At 34.2% G+C, this 14,407-nt stretch carries 15 protein-coding genes and 1 tRNA gene; 11 read left to right on the top strand and 5 right to left on the bottom strand.

What is annotated here, in order from left to right; translation table 11 throughout:
- Window positions 1-9: 9 nt before the first annotated feature.
- Both ACFO5O_RS09580 and ACFO5O_RS09575 read right to left on the bottom strand, forming a co-directional pair.
- On the bottom strand, window positions 10-1,356 hold the full coding sequence (locus ACFO5O_RS09580) for a TolC family protein (RefSeq protein ID WP_387963195.1): 1,347 nt from the start codon (window positions 1,354-1,356) through the stop codon (window positions 10-12).
- The gene (locus tag ACFO5O_RS09575; RefSeq protein ID WP_387963193.1) at window positions 1,353-1,955 is read right to left on the bottom strand and encodes a TetR/AcrR family transcriptional regulator; all 603 of its coding nucleotides are present in this window, start codon (window positions 1,953-1,955) and stop codon (window positions 1,353-1,355) included. Before ACFO5O_RS09575 ends, ACFO5O_RS09580 begins: the two co-directional genes overlap by 4 nt.
- A gap of 120 nt (window positions 1,956-2,075) precedes the next feature.
- Here ACFO5O_RS09575 and ACFO5O_RS09570 point away from each other — a divergent pair, with 120 nt between their 5' ends.
- Entirely contained in the window at window positions 2,076-3,050 is a 975-nt protein-coding gene (locus tag ACFO5O_RS09570) for a polyprenyl synthetase family protein (protein ID WP_387963191.1), read from the top strand.
- Between the two features lie 28 nt (window positions 3,051-3,078).
- Window positions 3,079-3,429 (top strand): hypothetical protein, encoded by a 351-nt coding sequence (locus ACFO5O_RS09565; RefSeq protein WP_387963189.1) that lies wholly within the window; start codon window positions 3,079-3,081, stop codon window positions 3,427-3,429.
- On the opposite strand, the gene ACFO5O_RS09560 is transcribed toward ACFO5O_RS09565, so the two are convergent.
- Window positions 3,426-3,956, bottom strand: coding sequence for an alpha-ketoglutarate decarboxylase (locus ACFO5O_RS09560; protein ID WP_387963188.1), 531 nt, complete (start codon window positions 3,954-3,956; stop codon window positions 3,426-3,428). The two genes, ACFO5O_RS09565 and ACFO5O_RS09560, sit on opposite strands and share 4 nt — an antisense overlap.
- 114 nt (window positions 3,957-4,070) lie before the next feature.
- Between ACFO5O_RS09560 and ACFO5O_RS09555 the strand changes: the two genes are divergently transcribed.
- Window positions 4,071-6,809 carry a 2-oxoglutarate dehydrogenase E1 component gene (locus tag ACFO5O_RS09555; protein ID WP_387963186.1) on the top strand — a complete coding sequence of 913 codons (2,739 nt, stop codon included), beginning with the start codon at window positions 4,071-4,073 and terminating at the stop codon, window positions 6,807-6,809.
- 32 nt (window positions 6,810-6,841) lie between these two features.
- The gene (gene odhB / locus ACFO5O_RS09550) at window positions 6,842-8,059 is read left to right on the top strand and encodes a 2-oxoglutarate dehydrogenase complex dihydrolipoyllysine-residue succinyltransferase (protein ID WP_387963184.1); all 1,218 of its coding nucleotides are present in this window, start codon (window positions 6,842-6,844) and stop codon (window positions 8,057-8,059) included.
- A 514-nt stretch (window positions 8,060-8,573) separates the two neighbouring features.
- On the opposite strand, the gene ACFO5O_RS09545 is transcribed toward odhB, so the two are convergent.
- Window positions 8,574-9,209, bottom strand: a complete 636-nt coding sequence (locus ACFO5O_RS09545) for a response regulator (protein WP_387963182.1) — start codon at window positions 9,207-9,209, stop codon at window positions 8,574-8,576.
- Between the two features lie 67 nt (window positions 9,210-9,276).
- Complete coding sequence (locus ACFO5O_RS09540) at window positions 9,277-9,717, bottom strand: retropepsin-like aspartic protease (RefSeq protein ID WP_387963181.1); 441 nt, start codon at window positions 9,715-9,717, stop codon at window positions 9,277-9,279.
- 128 nt (window positions 9,718-9,845) lie between these two features.
- On the opposite strand from ACFO5O_RS09540, the gene ACFO5O_RS09535 reads away from it, so the two are divergent.
- The 7 genes from ACFO5O_RS09535 to ACFO5O_RS09505 all read left to right on the top strand — a co-directional run bounded on the left by ACFO5O_RS09535 (window position 9,846) and on the right by ACFO5O_RS09505 (window position 14,282).
- Complete coding sequence (locus ACFO5O_RS09535) at window positions 9,846-10,613, top strand: TatD family hydrolase (RefSeq protein ID WP_387963179.1); 768 nt, start codon at window positions 9,846-9,848, stop codon at window positions 10,611-10,613.
- A 63-nt stretch (window positions 10,614-10,676) separates the two neighbouring features.
- Window positions 10,677-11,708 carry an asparaginase gene (locus ACFO5O_RS09530; RefSeq protein WP_387963177.1) on the top strand — a complete coding sequence of 344 codons (1,032 nt, stop codon included), beginning with the start codon at window positions 10,677-10,679 and terminating at the stop codon, window positions 11,706-11,708.
- A 73-nt stretch (window positions 11,709-11,781) separates the two neighbouring features.
- Window positions 11,782-11,869 (top strand) — tRNA-Ser (locus tag ACFO5O_RS09525).
- 75 nt (window positions 11,870-11,944) lie between these two features.
- Window positions 11,945-12,715: a MotA/TolQ/ExbB proton channel family protein gene (locus ACFO5O_RS09520; protein WP_387963175.1), complete on the top strand. Its 771-nt coding sequence runs from the start codon at window positions 11,945-11,947 to the stop codon at window positions 12,713-12,715.
- Between the two features lie 21 nt (window positions 12,716-12,736).
- Entirely contained in the window at window positions 12,737-13,171 is a 435-nt protein-coding gene (locus ACFO5O_RS09515) for a hypothetical protein (protein WP_387963173.1), read from the top strand.
- Between the two features lie 7 nt (window positions 13,172-13,178).
- Window positions 13,179-13,781, top strand: coding sequence for an ExbD/TolR family protein (locus ACFO5O_RS09510; RefSeq protein ID WP_387963171.1), 603 nt, complete (start codon window positions 13,179-13,181; stop codon window positions 13,779-13,781).
- An 18-nt stretch (window positions 13,782-13,799) separates the two neighbouring features.
- The gene (locus tag ACFO5O_RS09505; RefSeq protein ID WP_387963169.1) at window positions 13,800-14,282 is read left to right on the top strand and encodes an ExbD/TolR family protein; all 483 of its coding nucleotides are present in this window, start codon (window positions 13,800-13,802) and stop codon (window positions 14,280-14,282) included.
- Window positions 14,283-14,407 lie beyond the last annotated feature (125 nt).

The following is a 14,407-nucleotide window of genomic DNA, read 5'->3' as shown; positions in this document are numbered from 1 at the left end:
CTAATTTTTCTAGTCTAATATGATGTTATTCAATGTTGTTTCTAAAGCTGCTTTGGAATTTATGACATCAAGCATGGCTTGTAGGTACTCTTGTTGCGCGGTGTACAATTGTAATTGCGCTTGTCTTAAATCGAAACTAGAAGAAACACCCTCAAAAAATTTGGTTTGATTCTTTTTTTCGATGCGTTCAGCAAGCAATAGATTTTCCTTTTTGTTTTCAAAATCTTCAATGGCGAACTGATAATTGCTCTTTGCCGAGGCAATTTCAAACTGCAGTTTCTGTTCTGTTTCAATTAAATCGTCTTCTGCTTTTTCTAGATTTATTTTTGCACGTTGTGTTGCAGCAGTTCGCATTCCGGAACTTAAAATTGGAATTTTTAAACTCACTCCAAATAATGAAGACCCAAACCATTGCTGTTCACTTTTAGCGAAGGTAAAAGAGTCACTAAAGCCAGAATATCCACCATTTATAAAGGCATCCAATGTTGGTAATGCTTTACTTCGTTCCAATTTCAACAGAAGTTCTTTAGCGGTTTTATCGTTCTCTGCTATTTGGTAATCAATAGTGTTTTCTACATCTGTTTCAGATTGTAGTAACTCTAAATTTAGATTTTGTAAGGTTAAAGTCTCTAGATTATCAGTTAAAGCGGTGTCCTGATTTACATCCAAACCCAAGGTGATATTAAACATTTGATAAGCTAATGTTTTCAAGCGTGAGGTATTACTTAAGGCGCTTTTAACCCCAGACAGAGTGATTTTTAATTGCTCAACACTTTCTTCTTCTTCAAAGCCATTATTATAGATGGCAGTAATATCATCAAGATTTTTTTGTAAAGTTTCAACATTACGGTTTAGTATTACAACACTTTCTTCTACTAAAAGCACATTTCCATAAGCATTGATAACAGCTTTTCTTACTTCCAAATCGGTTTTGACTTTAGCATTTTGAGAAATCTCCAAAAATACTTTAGCAGATTGTAGGCCTACTAAATACGAGCCATCAAATAACTTTTGCGTTAAGGTTGCGGTAGCGTTCATATTTTGTTTGGTGCCAAAAGTAACTTCGGCAAACTCGCCTGGATTTCCTCCAAAAAATTCGGCAGGAATCAAGGACACTTGTTGTTTAAGAAAATTTTGGTAGTCTACCGATGCACTTATCTGTGGTAGTCCGGTGGCTGTGGTTTCCCATTTTTGTTGTTTTGCTGCATCAATATCTCGAGCTGCATTTTTGGCCGTTCGATTGTTTTCTAGGGCAAAATCTATGGCCTCTTGAAGACTAAACTGATTTGAAGGGTTTTGTGAAAATCCTATAGCAGTAAGCCAGAAACAGGCTAATAGTATAGTGTAATGTTTCATGATTGATTTGAAATTATTTGATTGAGCATAATAATGCCTTTTTCGGTACAAATGCCTCTTAAATGATACTCCAGATACAGGTCCATAAGTGCATTCATCGAAAAATTATTTAAAGGAAAAAGTTCTTTGTCTTTTAGAGAAACCATACTGTTAAAGTAAATTCTACATGTAAAGTCAACATTAAGTGATGAACGATATAACCCAAGAGCAATCCCGCGTTTAAGATTATCGGTTACACAGCCCTGCATGACTTCAAATTGTTTTTGTTTTAATGACTTGAAAATTTTTGGATAATACTTTTGAAGCTGATATTGCGGTGAAGATTTTTCGTCCTTTAAATGCTCCATGACAAATCGTTTGATGTCATAGATTTCTTCAATTGGGTTTTTCTCTAATGCGCAAATACCATCTATACCTTGTGAAATAATTTCAAACAGATACATGGTAGTAGCTTCAATAAGTTTGGTTTTGTTTTCAAAATGCTGATAGATAGTCTTTTTTGATATGCCCATTTTTTCGGCAATATCATCCATCGTAACGCTTTTAAATCCAAAGTTTAAAAACAGATCAGCAGATTGATGTATAATTTGTTCTCTCATAAGGGCGCAAATTTACGACAGGAAACTTTATAAACACAAAAAGTTTCCAAAGTTTTAATGTTTTTTTAACATTGTGCTAATAAGTTGTATAAATCAAGGCATTTACTTTATTTTTGTGCCATGCGAAACATTCAATTTTATCAAGAAGCTTTTGTAGCCTACTTACATGATTATAAATTTGATAAAGAACCAGCTTCACTATATTCTCCAATCACTTATATTTTAGAATTAGGCGGTAAACGCTTAAGGCCTGTATTGACTTTAATGACTGCCGAAATATTTGAGTGTGATTATAAAAAAGCGTTAAACGCTGCTTTGAGTATTGAAGTATTTCATAATTTTTCATTGATTCATGACGATATAATGGACAATGCGCCGTTGCGAAGAGGCAAAGAAACGGTACACGAAAAGTGGGATCTAAACACTGGCATATTATCGGGAGACGCCATGCTAATTTTGGCTTATCAATTATTTGAAAATTATGATGCTGAAGTATTTCAAAAGTTAGCCCAGCTTTTTAGCAAAACAGCTTTAGAAGTTTGTGAGGGCCAGCAATATGACATCGATTATGCAACTAATGATGAGGTCACAATTGCAGAGTATCTAAAAATGATAGAATTAAAAACCGCGGTGTTAGTTGGTGCCGCAATGCAAATGGGAGCTATTGTAGCTGGAGCTTCCATTGACCAACAACATAAAATTTATGAGTTTGGAAAAAATTTGGGAATAGCATTTCAGTTGCAGGATGATTATCTAGATGCTTTTGGTGATCCAAAAACATTTGGCAAGCAAGTTGGTGGTGATATTATTGAAAACAAAAAAACAATTCTATATTTAAAAGCTTTAGAGTTATCAAGTGGAGATCATAAAATGGAGCTTCAGCATCTTTACAGTATTACCCCGAGTGACTCTAAAGACAAAATAGAAACGGCAAAGCATATATTCATAGCTACTGGAGCTGCTGAAGCTACACAACATGAGATTAAAGCCTTTAGCGATAAAGCGTTTAGAACATTAGATAGTTTAGACGTTGATCCAAATCGTAAAGAAATTTTAAAACAGTTTGGTGAACAGTTGATGAATAGAGTAGTTTGAACATTCATCAAAATACTGAAATGAAGTGATGAATTTACCAACCACATTTGAAGATTTAATTGAAGCTGCACATTCTCAACATTTGTACAAAAGTCTCATTAGGCAATTGAATAAAGATTTTTTGTATGCTAATATTGACCTCGATTTTGACGATGAAATCTTACCAAGTAGCTTGAAATTATTATTGCATGAAACAGTATTCAAGCTCATTCAACACAAATTTGTAGACTACCTTAATTTACTCTATATCATTGATGTTTCAGAAAGTAAAATTAAGGCTCTGGATGGAAGTGATACACTGTATTTATCAGAACAGGTTACATTTTTGATTTTACAGCGGGAATGGCAAAAGGTTTGGTTTAAGAATAAATACACTTAAAAATATACGCGAACAAAAGGCATCCAAGCATTAGCATAAATACTTTTAGCTTCATCATACAAAACATCATATCTAATGCCTATAGCAACATTTTGTGCTCGGTAACCAGCGCCAAGAAATAGTGCCGGATACCAGTAGTTATCATTTTCTAAACCCAAACGGTTGTCCCATTTTCTAGAAACATGAAGTTCTTCAAATTCCGCAGAAAGCTGAATGACATCAATAGGATTGACCAATCCAATTAAACTTCCGCCTAAAATAGTAGACTTATAAATATTCTTTCGTTTGTTATATGTGCCATTTAACCCAACACCTAATGCAAATTGAGGGTTAAATTCATAAATGGCGCTAGGAGCCAAAGTTCCACTAAAAAAACCATCTCCAAAACCTAATCCAATGCCACCTCCAAAACGAACATAATCCCAAAATTGGTTGTCATTTTGTTGAGAATATAGAGCTTTAGGAAAAAGTAGACCAATAAAGGCGATTAGAACTAAAAATGATTTGGGTAACATACTGGAATTCATATCAAGATAAATTCAAAAAGGTTTGTTATAAATATAATAAAAGCATATCTAATTTTAGTAAAAGTTGTATTTTTGGTGAAAATTTATTGAAGCGAGAATTCCTTACATAGTATAATGGATAAATATTCCTTTTTAAACGCAGCACATACAGCATATTTTGCTGATTTATACGACCAATATTTAACCAATCCTGATGCAATAGAGCCTAGTTGGAGAGCCTTTTTTCAAGGCTATGATTTTGGTAGCGAGAGTTATGGAATGAATGGAGAAATCGTTGATGGTGTATCAACCCAAATACCAGAACAACTTCAAAAAGAATTCCAGGTTGTAAGACTTATAGATGGTTATAGAACACGAGGGCATTTGTTTACCAAAACCAATCCTGTTCGTGAACGCAGAAAATATGAGCCCACGTTAGATCTGGAGAATTTTGGGTTATCTGCCAATGATTTAGATACAGTGTTTAATGCTGGAGAAATTTTAGGTATTGGGACACAAACGCTAAGAGAAATCATTACACATTTAGATCGTATTTATTGTAGCTCTATTGGTATTGAGTATATGTATCTTAGAACACCTGAAGTAATTAAGTGGTGGCAGGATAAACTAAACATCAACGATAATCATCCGTCATATTCAGCTGAAACAAAAAAGTATATTCTATCCAAACTTAACCAGGCTGTTACCTTTGAGAATTTTTTACAGACCAAATATGTTGGTCAAAAACGCTTTTCACTTGAAGGAGGAGAATCATTAATTCCTGCAATTAGTAATACGTTGTATAACGCTGTTGAAAAATATGGTGTGAAAGAATGTGTATTAGGAATGGCACATCGCGGGCGTTTAAGTACTTTGGTGAATATTTTCAGGAAGCCAATGAATGAGCTCTTTAGTGAATTTGATGGCAAAGATTTTGAAGACGAAAATATTGATGGGGATGTAAAATACCATTTAGGTTTAACTTTAAACAAAACCTATCAAAACGGGAAGTCCATAAAAATGAATTTAGTTCCAAATCCATCTCATTTGGAAACTGTAGGTCCTGTTGCAGAAGGTATCACAAGAGCAAAAATTGATAACGATTATAATGGTGATGATTCTAAAATCATTCCTATTATTGTTCATGGAGACGCAGCCATTGCAGGTCAGGGCATAGTGTATGAGGTGGCTCAAATGAGTCAACTCAATGGCTATAAAACAGGCGGAACGATTCATATTGTTGTCAATAATCAAATAGGTTTTACTACCAATTATTTAGATGCGCGTTCCAGTACCTACTGTACTGATGTAGCTAAAGTTACCTTGTCTCCTGTGCTACATGTTAATGCCGATGATGCCGAAGCAGTTGTACATGGTCTTGAAATGGCTTTGGAGTATAGAATGCGTTATAAAAAAGACGTTTATATTGATTTATTGGGGTACCGTAAATATGGTCATAATGAAGGTGACGAGCCTCGATTTACACAGCCAAAACTTTACAAAGCTATAGCGAAACATAATAACCCATTCAAAATTTATGCAGACAAACTAATTTCAGAAAACACTATAGATCAGTCTTACGTCAATAAAATTGAAGACGAATTTAAAGCAACTTTAGAACGCGAATACGAAAAATCTAAAGAAGCAGTGTCTTCAAAAGTGAGGGAGTTTATGGAAGAGCGTTGGTCTGGATTTGATCGTAAAGGCCTAGTCGAGATGCTAAAGGAAGTTAATACAGGCTATCCAAAAAATAAATTAGAGCATATTTCAAAAGTAGTTTCAACAGTGCCAGAGGGCGTTAAGTTTTTGCGTAAAGCAGAACGTATTTTAGATGGACGTGCTCAAATGGTCTTTGAAACTAATACTCTTGATTGGGGAATGGCCGAAACATTGGCTTATGGTAGTTTGCTCGAAGAAGGCTTTAATGTTAGAATCTCTGGTCAGGACGTAGAACGAGGTACTTTTAGTCACAGACATGCCATTTTAAGAGATGAAATTTCTGAAGAACGTATCAATCTGCTCAACATCAATCCTAATAATAAGGGCGAAATGTTTATTTACAACTCGTTGCTATCTGAATATGGCGTTCTTGGATTTGACTATGGGTATGCAATGGCCAATCCTAACACCTTAACAATTTGGGAAGCACAGTTTGGCGACTTTAGTAATGGTGCACAAATTATTTTTGATCAGTACATGTCAGCCGCCGAAGATAAATGGAAATCGCAAAATGGTATTGTAGTGTTGTTGCCGCATGGTTACGAAGGTCAGGGATCAGAACATTCATCGGCCCGTATTGAAAGGTATTTACAATTATGTGCAGAGGATAACATGATTGTTGCAGATTGTACAACACCTGCTAATTTTTATCATTTATTGCGTCGACAAATGAAAAGGGAGTTTAGAAAGCCTTTAATTGTGTTTACGCCTAAAAGTTTATTACGTCATCCTAGAGCAGTGTCGTCTCTCGAAGATCTTGCTGGCGGAAAATTTCAAGAGGTAATTGATGATACTATAGCTCCTGAAAACGTGAAAAAAATGGTATTCTGCACCGGGAAGTTTTATTACGATCTTTTGGCAGAACGTGAAACTTTGGAGCGTGATGATGTAGCATTAATACGTATAGAACAATTATTTCCATTGCATTCTGAAAAAATTCAAAACGTTTTAAATAGATACCCAAATGTTGAACGTTATGTTTGGGCGCAAGAAGAACCTAAAAATATGGGTGCATGGAGTTATATGTTACAGCGTTTTGATGCTGTTAAGCTAGAAGTAGCAGCTAGAGATTACAGTGCAGTACCTGCTCCAGGTTCTAGTACTAGAGATAAAAGCAGGCAACGTCGCGTAATAGACAATATATTTAATGAATAGTAACAATAAAATAAAACTAAAATATTAGTAAAATGATTTTAGAAATGAAAGTTCCTTCGCCGGGAGAGTCCATTAAGGAGGTTGAAATTGCAACTTGGTTGGTTGAAGATGGTGATTATGTTGAAAAAGATCAGGCCATAGCAGAAGTTGATAGTGATAAAGCAACCCTAGAACTTCCTGCAGAAGCAAGTGGAACAATAACTTTAAAGGCTGAAGAAGGTGATGCGGTTGCAGTAGGAGCAGTAGTTTGCCTTATTGACACTAGTGCCGAGAAACCTGAAGGTAGTACTTCTCCAAAATCGACTGAAAAAGTTGAAGCGAAGGAGAATACAGTAAGTACATCAGAGAAACCTCAAGGAGAAACTACATATGCAACAGGCAGCGCAAGTCCTGCGGCCAAAAAAATATTATCTGAAAAAGGGATTGACGCTCATCAAGTTAAAGGTTCTGGAAAAGATGGTAGAATCACTAAGGAAGATGCTGTTAAAGCAGTACCATCTATGGGTGTTGAAATTAATACAGACGGAAGGGGTAGTAGTCGTAAAAAAATGTCAATGTTACGCCGAAAAGTTGCAGAGCGTTTGGTGGAAGCAAAAAACACCACTGCCATGTTAACTACCTTTAATGAGGTGGATATGTCTCCTATTTTTGCATTGAGAAATGAATATAAGGAAGTATTTAAAGAAAAGCATGGCGTTGGTCTTGGGTTTATGAGCTTTTTTACGCTTGCAGTAGTTCGCGCTTTACAAGAATATCCAGCTGTAAATTCTATGATTGATGGTCAAGAAATGGTTAGCTATGATTTTTGTGATATTAGTATAGCTGTTTCTGGCCCTAAAGGATTAATGGTTCCTGTTATGCGAAATGCCGAGAAGTTAAGTTTTAGAGGGGTAGAAGCCGAAGTGAAACGTTTGGCCATTAGAGCTCGAGACGGACAAATTACTGTTGATGAGATGACAGGTGGAACCTTTACCATTTCTAATGGAGGAGTGTTTGGAAGCATGTTGTCTACACCCATAATTAACCCACCTCAAAGTGGAATTTTAGGGATGCATAATATTGTTGAGCGACCAGTTGCAATTGATGGTAAAGTTGAAATTAGACCAATCATGTACGTTGCACTTTCATACGACCATCGAATTATTGATGGAAAAGAATCTGTAGGATTTTTAGTTGCAGTTAAAGAAGCTTTAGAAAATCCAGTTGAGTTACTTATGAATAATGATGTTAAAAAGGCGTTGGAACTTTAATCGTCATTAAAAAGGGATAATTAAAAAGCGCAACTATTAAAGTTGCGCTTTTTTTTAATAACTAACTAACTAAAATAATTGCTATAATATTAACAGCAATAATAACAATACTAATACTTATAAGGCTAACAATAAAAAGCCTATTGTTAAGACTGATCTTATATTTCATGACAATTAGTAGTTTTGGGACATCTTAAGGATAATTAATAAACTTTGATAAAAAGCTCTGAATCAATGACAATCCAGAGCTTATATAAAATTCCCCCTAAGAATTAATTAATAGCATTGTAAATTTCGGAAATAAACAAATACCAAACAATACGTAGAACTACGTATTTTTTAGTCTTTTAGGGTTAACATTTTTAAAATCAAAGTAATAAAAATTTGAAATTGGGATGTAATGAAAAAAGCTCTGAATCAATGACAATTCAGAGCTTTCATTCCTCATTATTGAGAAATAAATTAATAGCATAACAAATTTAAACACAAAACCAATACCAAACAATACGTAGTTCTACGTATTTTTATTCAAATATTCTTGGTGTTCTTTAGCATATAGAAATAGACTACTTGCTTTTGATTCTAAATTTAACTTGTTGATAATGTGACTCTTGTGTTTTTCAACAGTCCTGCTCGATATAAACATTTCTTTTCCAATTTCCTTGGCGGTTTTATTTTCAGAAATTAGACGAAGCACTTCTTTTTCGGTGGTGGTTAAAAGGTGAAGAGCTTTTACAGATTCGTCAACCTCTAAAAATTCAATAAGTTCTGGGCTAAAATACGGTACGTTATTTTGGACCGAATTCAAACAGTTTTCAATTTCTTCTAAAGCAAATTCCTTTAAAACGTATCCATATATATTTAACCCTTTTGCTTGCTGGTAAACAATTTCATCTTTTTCAAAAGTGATTAAAATAATTTTAGTGGTAAGTGCTTCGTCTTGACATTTTTTTGCAATCTCTAAACCATCTAAAAAAGGCATTCTGATGTCTAAAATGGCAATATCAGGTTGTTGGTCCTTTATAATTTCATAGGCTTCTTTGCCATCTTTGGCACTCGCCAAAACGTTATATTCTTTTTCAACTAAAAAATCATGTAGACCCTTTAAAATTAAAGGATGGTCGTCTGCAATTAAAATTGTATTATTCATTTAAGGTTATTCTAGAAGGATTAAGCCTTAAAGATACTTAGATTTCAATTTAAAATAAAGATTACAACTACAATTTTAAATAGAGATATTTTTTTTCATAGTCGATAATTCCCTTCGCCTTTTTTAAAATGTCAGCACCTATAATTCCATCAACTGGTTTTGAGTTATGACTAATTAGTGCGGTATTAACATGGGTAAGATTGAACAAAATCAAGGCAACTTTTTCCTTTTTCCATTTCCCTATTTTAAGCTGGTTATTTTTGGACACTTGTGTGAGCATATCCGTAGCTCCTGCACCAGCCGCCTTAATTTCAGAATCTTTAGCTTCTAAATTAAATCTTTCAATGGCTTCAAAACCCACACATGAGTTTGAGGCCCCTGTGTCTAAAATAAAAAGACCTTTAATACCATTTAGAGTTGCTATTATTTCAAAATGATTGGTTTTAGTGAGATGCAATTTAACCTTGGTGTAGCCTTTATTAAGGAGAAATTCTTTTAACTGGGTCATGGATATTAGGAAGGTTAATATTATTGTAAAGATATAATATAATAACAAATGACTATGGTAATTATATAGGGTGATTTTATTGCACTTCTTTAAAAATTAGTTCAAGTAAAAACTCCTATTTTTGTGCCATGTTAATTACCGATACGCATACACATTTATATAGTGAAGCTTTTGATGAGGACAGATCGCTCATGATTAAGCGGGCTTTGGACCTTGGAGTCAAACGATTTTTTATCCCTGCTATTGATGCTTCATATACTCAAGCTATGATGACTTTGGAATCTAATTTTCCTGACCATATATATTTAATGATGGGGCTTCATCCCACTTCTGTAAAGGAAAATTATAGAGAAGAGCTAGAGCATGTTGAAGAACAATTAGCGCAACGACATTTCTATGCCATTGGAGAAATTGGTATAGATTTGTATTGGGACAAGTCTACATTGGCGATTCAAAAAATAGCATTTAAACATCAAATTCAATTAGCAAAGCAATATAAGTTGCCTATTGTGATTCATTGTAGAGATGCATTCGATGAGATATTTGAAGTTTTAGAAGAAGAAAAAAGCGATAATCTTTTTGGAATTTTTCACTGTTTTACTGGAAATTTAGACCAGGCCCAAAAAGCACTTTCATTTAATATGAAATTGGGAATTGGTGGAGTTGTAACATTTAAAAATGGAGGTTTAGATCAGTTCATTAATCAAATTCCTTTAGAACATATAGTCCTAGAAACCGATTCTCCTTATTTAGCTCCAAAGCCGTATAGAGGAAAACGAAATGAAAGTGCATATATAATTAAGGTGTTAGAAAAATTGTCTGAGCTATACCAACTTCCGCAAGAAAAAATTGCCGAAATTACAACTCAAAACTCTAAAGACATATTTGGTGTTTAATACTTTGATAAAATTTTCTAATCCATATAAGTTGAAACATTGTACTTTAGTTTTTAATATAATATGAACCATATTCAGCCCAACATATTATTAATCTATACTGGTGGAACCATCGGGATGATCAAAGACCCAAATACTGGGGTTTTAAAAGCATTCGATTTCAAAAATCTGTTAAATCGTATTCCTGAGTTAAAGCTATTAGATTGTAAAATCACCACTAAATCATTTAAACATCCAATCGATTCCTCTAACATGAATCCAGGGTATTGGTTAGAAATTGCCGAATTAATTGAAGTTAATTACGACACTTTTGATGGTTTTGTTGTACTTCATGGAAGTGATACCATGAGTTATACGGCTTCAGCTTTGAGTTTCATGTTAGAAAACTTGGCTAAACCAGTGATTTTAACTGGATCACAGCTGCCTATCGGAGATTTGCGTACAGACGCCAAAGAGAATTTAATTACTTCAATTCAAATGGCTGCATTACATCAAAATGGAAAACCAGTTATTAAAGAAGTTGGATTATATTTTGAGTACAAACTATACCGTGGCAACAGGACTACAAAAATAAATGCAGAGCATTTTGAAGCTTTCGAATCTTTAAACTACCCACATCTGGCGGAGTCTGGTGTACACTTAAAAGTAAATACCGAATATCTATTTAAGCCAAACACACGAAAAAAACTGGTGGTGCACAAAGTTTTTGACACAAATATTGTCATTATAAAGCTCTTTCCAGGGATTTCCAAAGTAGTATTAGAAACTATTTTGAATGCCAATACTATTAAAGGCGTCATTTTAGAAACCTATGGTGCCGGTAATACAACTACAGAGCCATGGTTTATTGATTTATTGTCTCATACTATTGCTAAAGGGACACCAATTATAAATGTAACTCAATGTTCTGGTGGAAGTGTCATTATGGGTCAGTACGAAACTAGTACAAAACTTAAATCCATTGGTGTAGTTTCAGGAAAAGATATTACATCTGAAGCAGCGGTGGCCAAACTTATGTATATGTTGGGAGAAAAAATTTCGGCTAAAACCTTCAAAACCATTTTCGAAACTTCACTGCGTGGAGAAATGTTTTAAAATTAACGAATAAAATTTTAGGCTCTCAATAATTTTTTGTTATTTGACCCACCATAATTAAAAAACAAGTTACAGAGAGGTGGCCGAGTGGTCGAAGGCGCACGCCTGGAAAGTGTGTATACGCCAAAAGCGTATCGAGGGTTCGAATCCCTTCCTCTCTGCTGTAATTTTTATTTTTTAATTGTAATTTTTTTATATCTTTAACACTTTAACTAATAAAATTAAGATTAAGAACGATGAAAAGACTATTTTCTATCCTAGCCATAGCAGGAATCATGGCTTTCGGAACTGTTAATGCTAACGCATACACAACAACAACAGCAACAACGGTTGCAACAATAACTCAAGACGAAGAGACTCCAGCTCCTGCTGAAGAACTTGGGTTTCACCAAGAATTGAAAAAACGATTTATTGAAGGTGGACCAGGGTTCATGGGAATTGTATTACTATGTCTTATATTAGGACTAGCTATTGCAATTGAAAGAATTATCTTTTTAAACTTGTCAACAACTAATACTAAAAAATTAACACAAAGTGTTGAAGATGCTTTGGCTTCTGGTGGTGTTGAAGCTGCAAAAGAAGTTTGTAGAAACACTAAAGGGCCTGTTGCCTCGATATTTTATCAGGGATTAGATAGAACCGACGAAGGTTTGGATGCTGTTGAAAAAGCGGTTGTAGCCTATGGAGGTGTTCAAATGGGACAATTAGAGAAAAACGTATCATGGATTTCATTATTTATTGCATTGGCACCGATGCTTGGGTTCATGGGTACAGTAATTGGTATGATTCAAGCCTTTGATAAAATTGAAGCTGCAGGAGATATGCAACCGTCATTAGTAGCGGGTGGTATTAAAGTAGCACTTTTAACAACAGTATTTGGTCTTATTGTGGCAATTATACTTCAAATTTTTTACAACTATATTATTGCTAAAATCGATAGCATTGTAAACGATATGGAAGACGCGTCTATTACCTTAATGGACTTATTGATTAGAAACAAAAAATAAACCACAATAATTTAAAAAATTATGCACAAAATATTAAAAATAGTAGCTGCTGTACTTGGGCTAATTGGCATTGTCTTTTTAATTAGAATCATCTCTGTTGGAGATGAGGCTATTAAAGCAGGAGACGACGCTTCAGTAGATCCAATTGCATATGTAGCATATATTATTTTAGGATTAACATTAGTGTTTGTTTTATTTTTTGTTCTTAAAAATTTATTTACAAATACTGGATCTCTAAAAAATACGTTAGTAGGAGTAGGAGCATTTGCTGCTGTATTGGTTATATCATATGTATTATCTAGCGGTTCTGATGCTGGAGATTATTTTTATAACGGAATTGCAGCAACTGAAGGCGAATCTCATATGGTAGGCGCAGGCTTAATAGCATTTTATATTTTAATCTGTGGCGCAGCTGCAGCGATGCTATTGTCTGGCGTTAAAAAAATGATTAAATAAGATAATTATGGCAAAACGATCAGCACCCGAAGTTAATGCAGGCTCTATGGCTGATATTGCATTTTTGCTTCTTATTTTCTTTTTGGTGACAACAACCATTGAAACCGATACAGGTTTAAGTAGAAAATTACCTCCAATAGAGGAGAATGAAGAAGATGTTATCATCAAGCAAAAAAATATTTTTACCGTACTTATTAATGGTAAAGATCAATTATTGGTTGAAGATGAACTGATGGAACTTAAAAATTTACGTAAAGCTGCCATTGAATTTTTAGATAATGGTGGTGGTACAGGCGAAGATGCTTGTAGCTATTGTAAAGGTAAAAAAAGCCCAACGTCATCAGACAATCCAGATAAGGCCATTATTTCCTTAAAGAATGAAAGGGAGACAACATATTCAACGTACATTTCAGTACAGAATGAATTAGTTGCGGCCTATAACGAATTACGTGATAGACGAGCTCAAGAGCTTTATGGTATTACGTTCAAGGAAATGGAGGCTAATTATGATAATGTCAATTGGGTAGGGAATAAAACCAAGCTTAAGGAACAAATCGAAAAGATTAAACTTGAGTACCCTCAAAAATTATCTGAAGTACAACAAAAATAATTTAGGAAAACTTAAAATATGTCTAAATTTAACAAGAAAAAATCGGGAGATTTACCGGCTATTTCAACAGCCTCTCTACCAGATATTGTATTTATGTTGCTATTCTTTTTTATGGTAGCTACGGTTATGCGTGATACAACTTTAAAAATTAAAAACGAGTTGCCAAGTGCGGACCAAATTGAAAAGCTAGATAAAAAAGATTTGATCATGTATATTTATATTGGTCAACCAAGTGAGCGCTTTCAAAGTCAATATGGTAAAGAATCACGTATTCAGTTAAATGATAAGTTTGCTGATGTTAGCGATGTTCAAGCATTTATAGCTGCTGAACGTGCTTCAAAACGTGAGGAATTGATTCCGTTTTTAACCACAGCCCTTAAGGTAGATAAAGATGCCAATATGGGATTAGTAGGTGATGTAAAACAAGAATTAAGAAAGGCAAACGCCTTGAAAATTAATTATACCACCAAGAAAGGTGATATATCTAATAATAGAAAATAGTCTTACTTTTAAAATTAAAAAAAGCATCCCATGGGATGCTTTTTTTATACCATATAAATTCTAGCGTCGTAGCAATTTATAAATTATATTTACGATAAATAGCTATTTGAGCTAGTTACTGTTGC

Origin of the sequence: Geojedonia litorea (assembly GCF_042654525.1) — a bacterium.
Taxonomy (GTDB): Bacteria; Bacteroidota; Bacteroidia; order Flavobacteriales; family Flavobacteriaceae; genus Geojedonia; species Geojedonia litorea.
The sequence above is the reverse complement of the archived record's forward strand: the minus strand, read 5'-3'. Positions and strand labels throughout refer to the sequence as shown.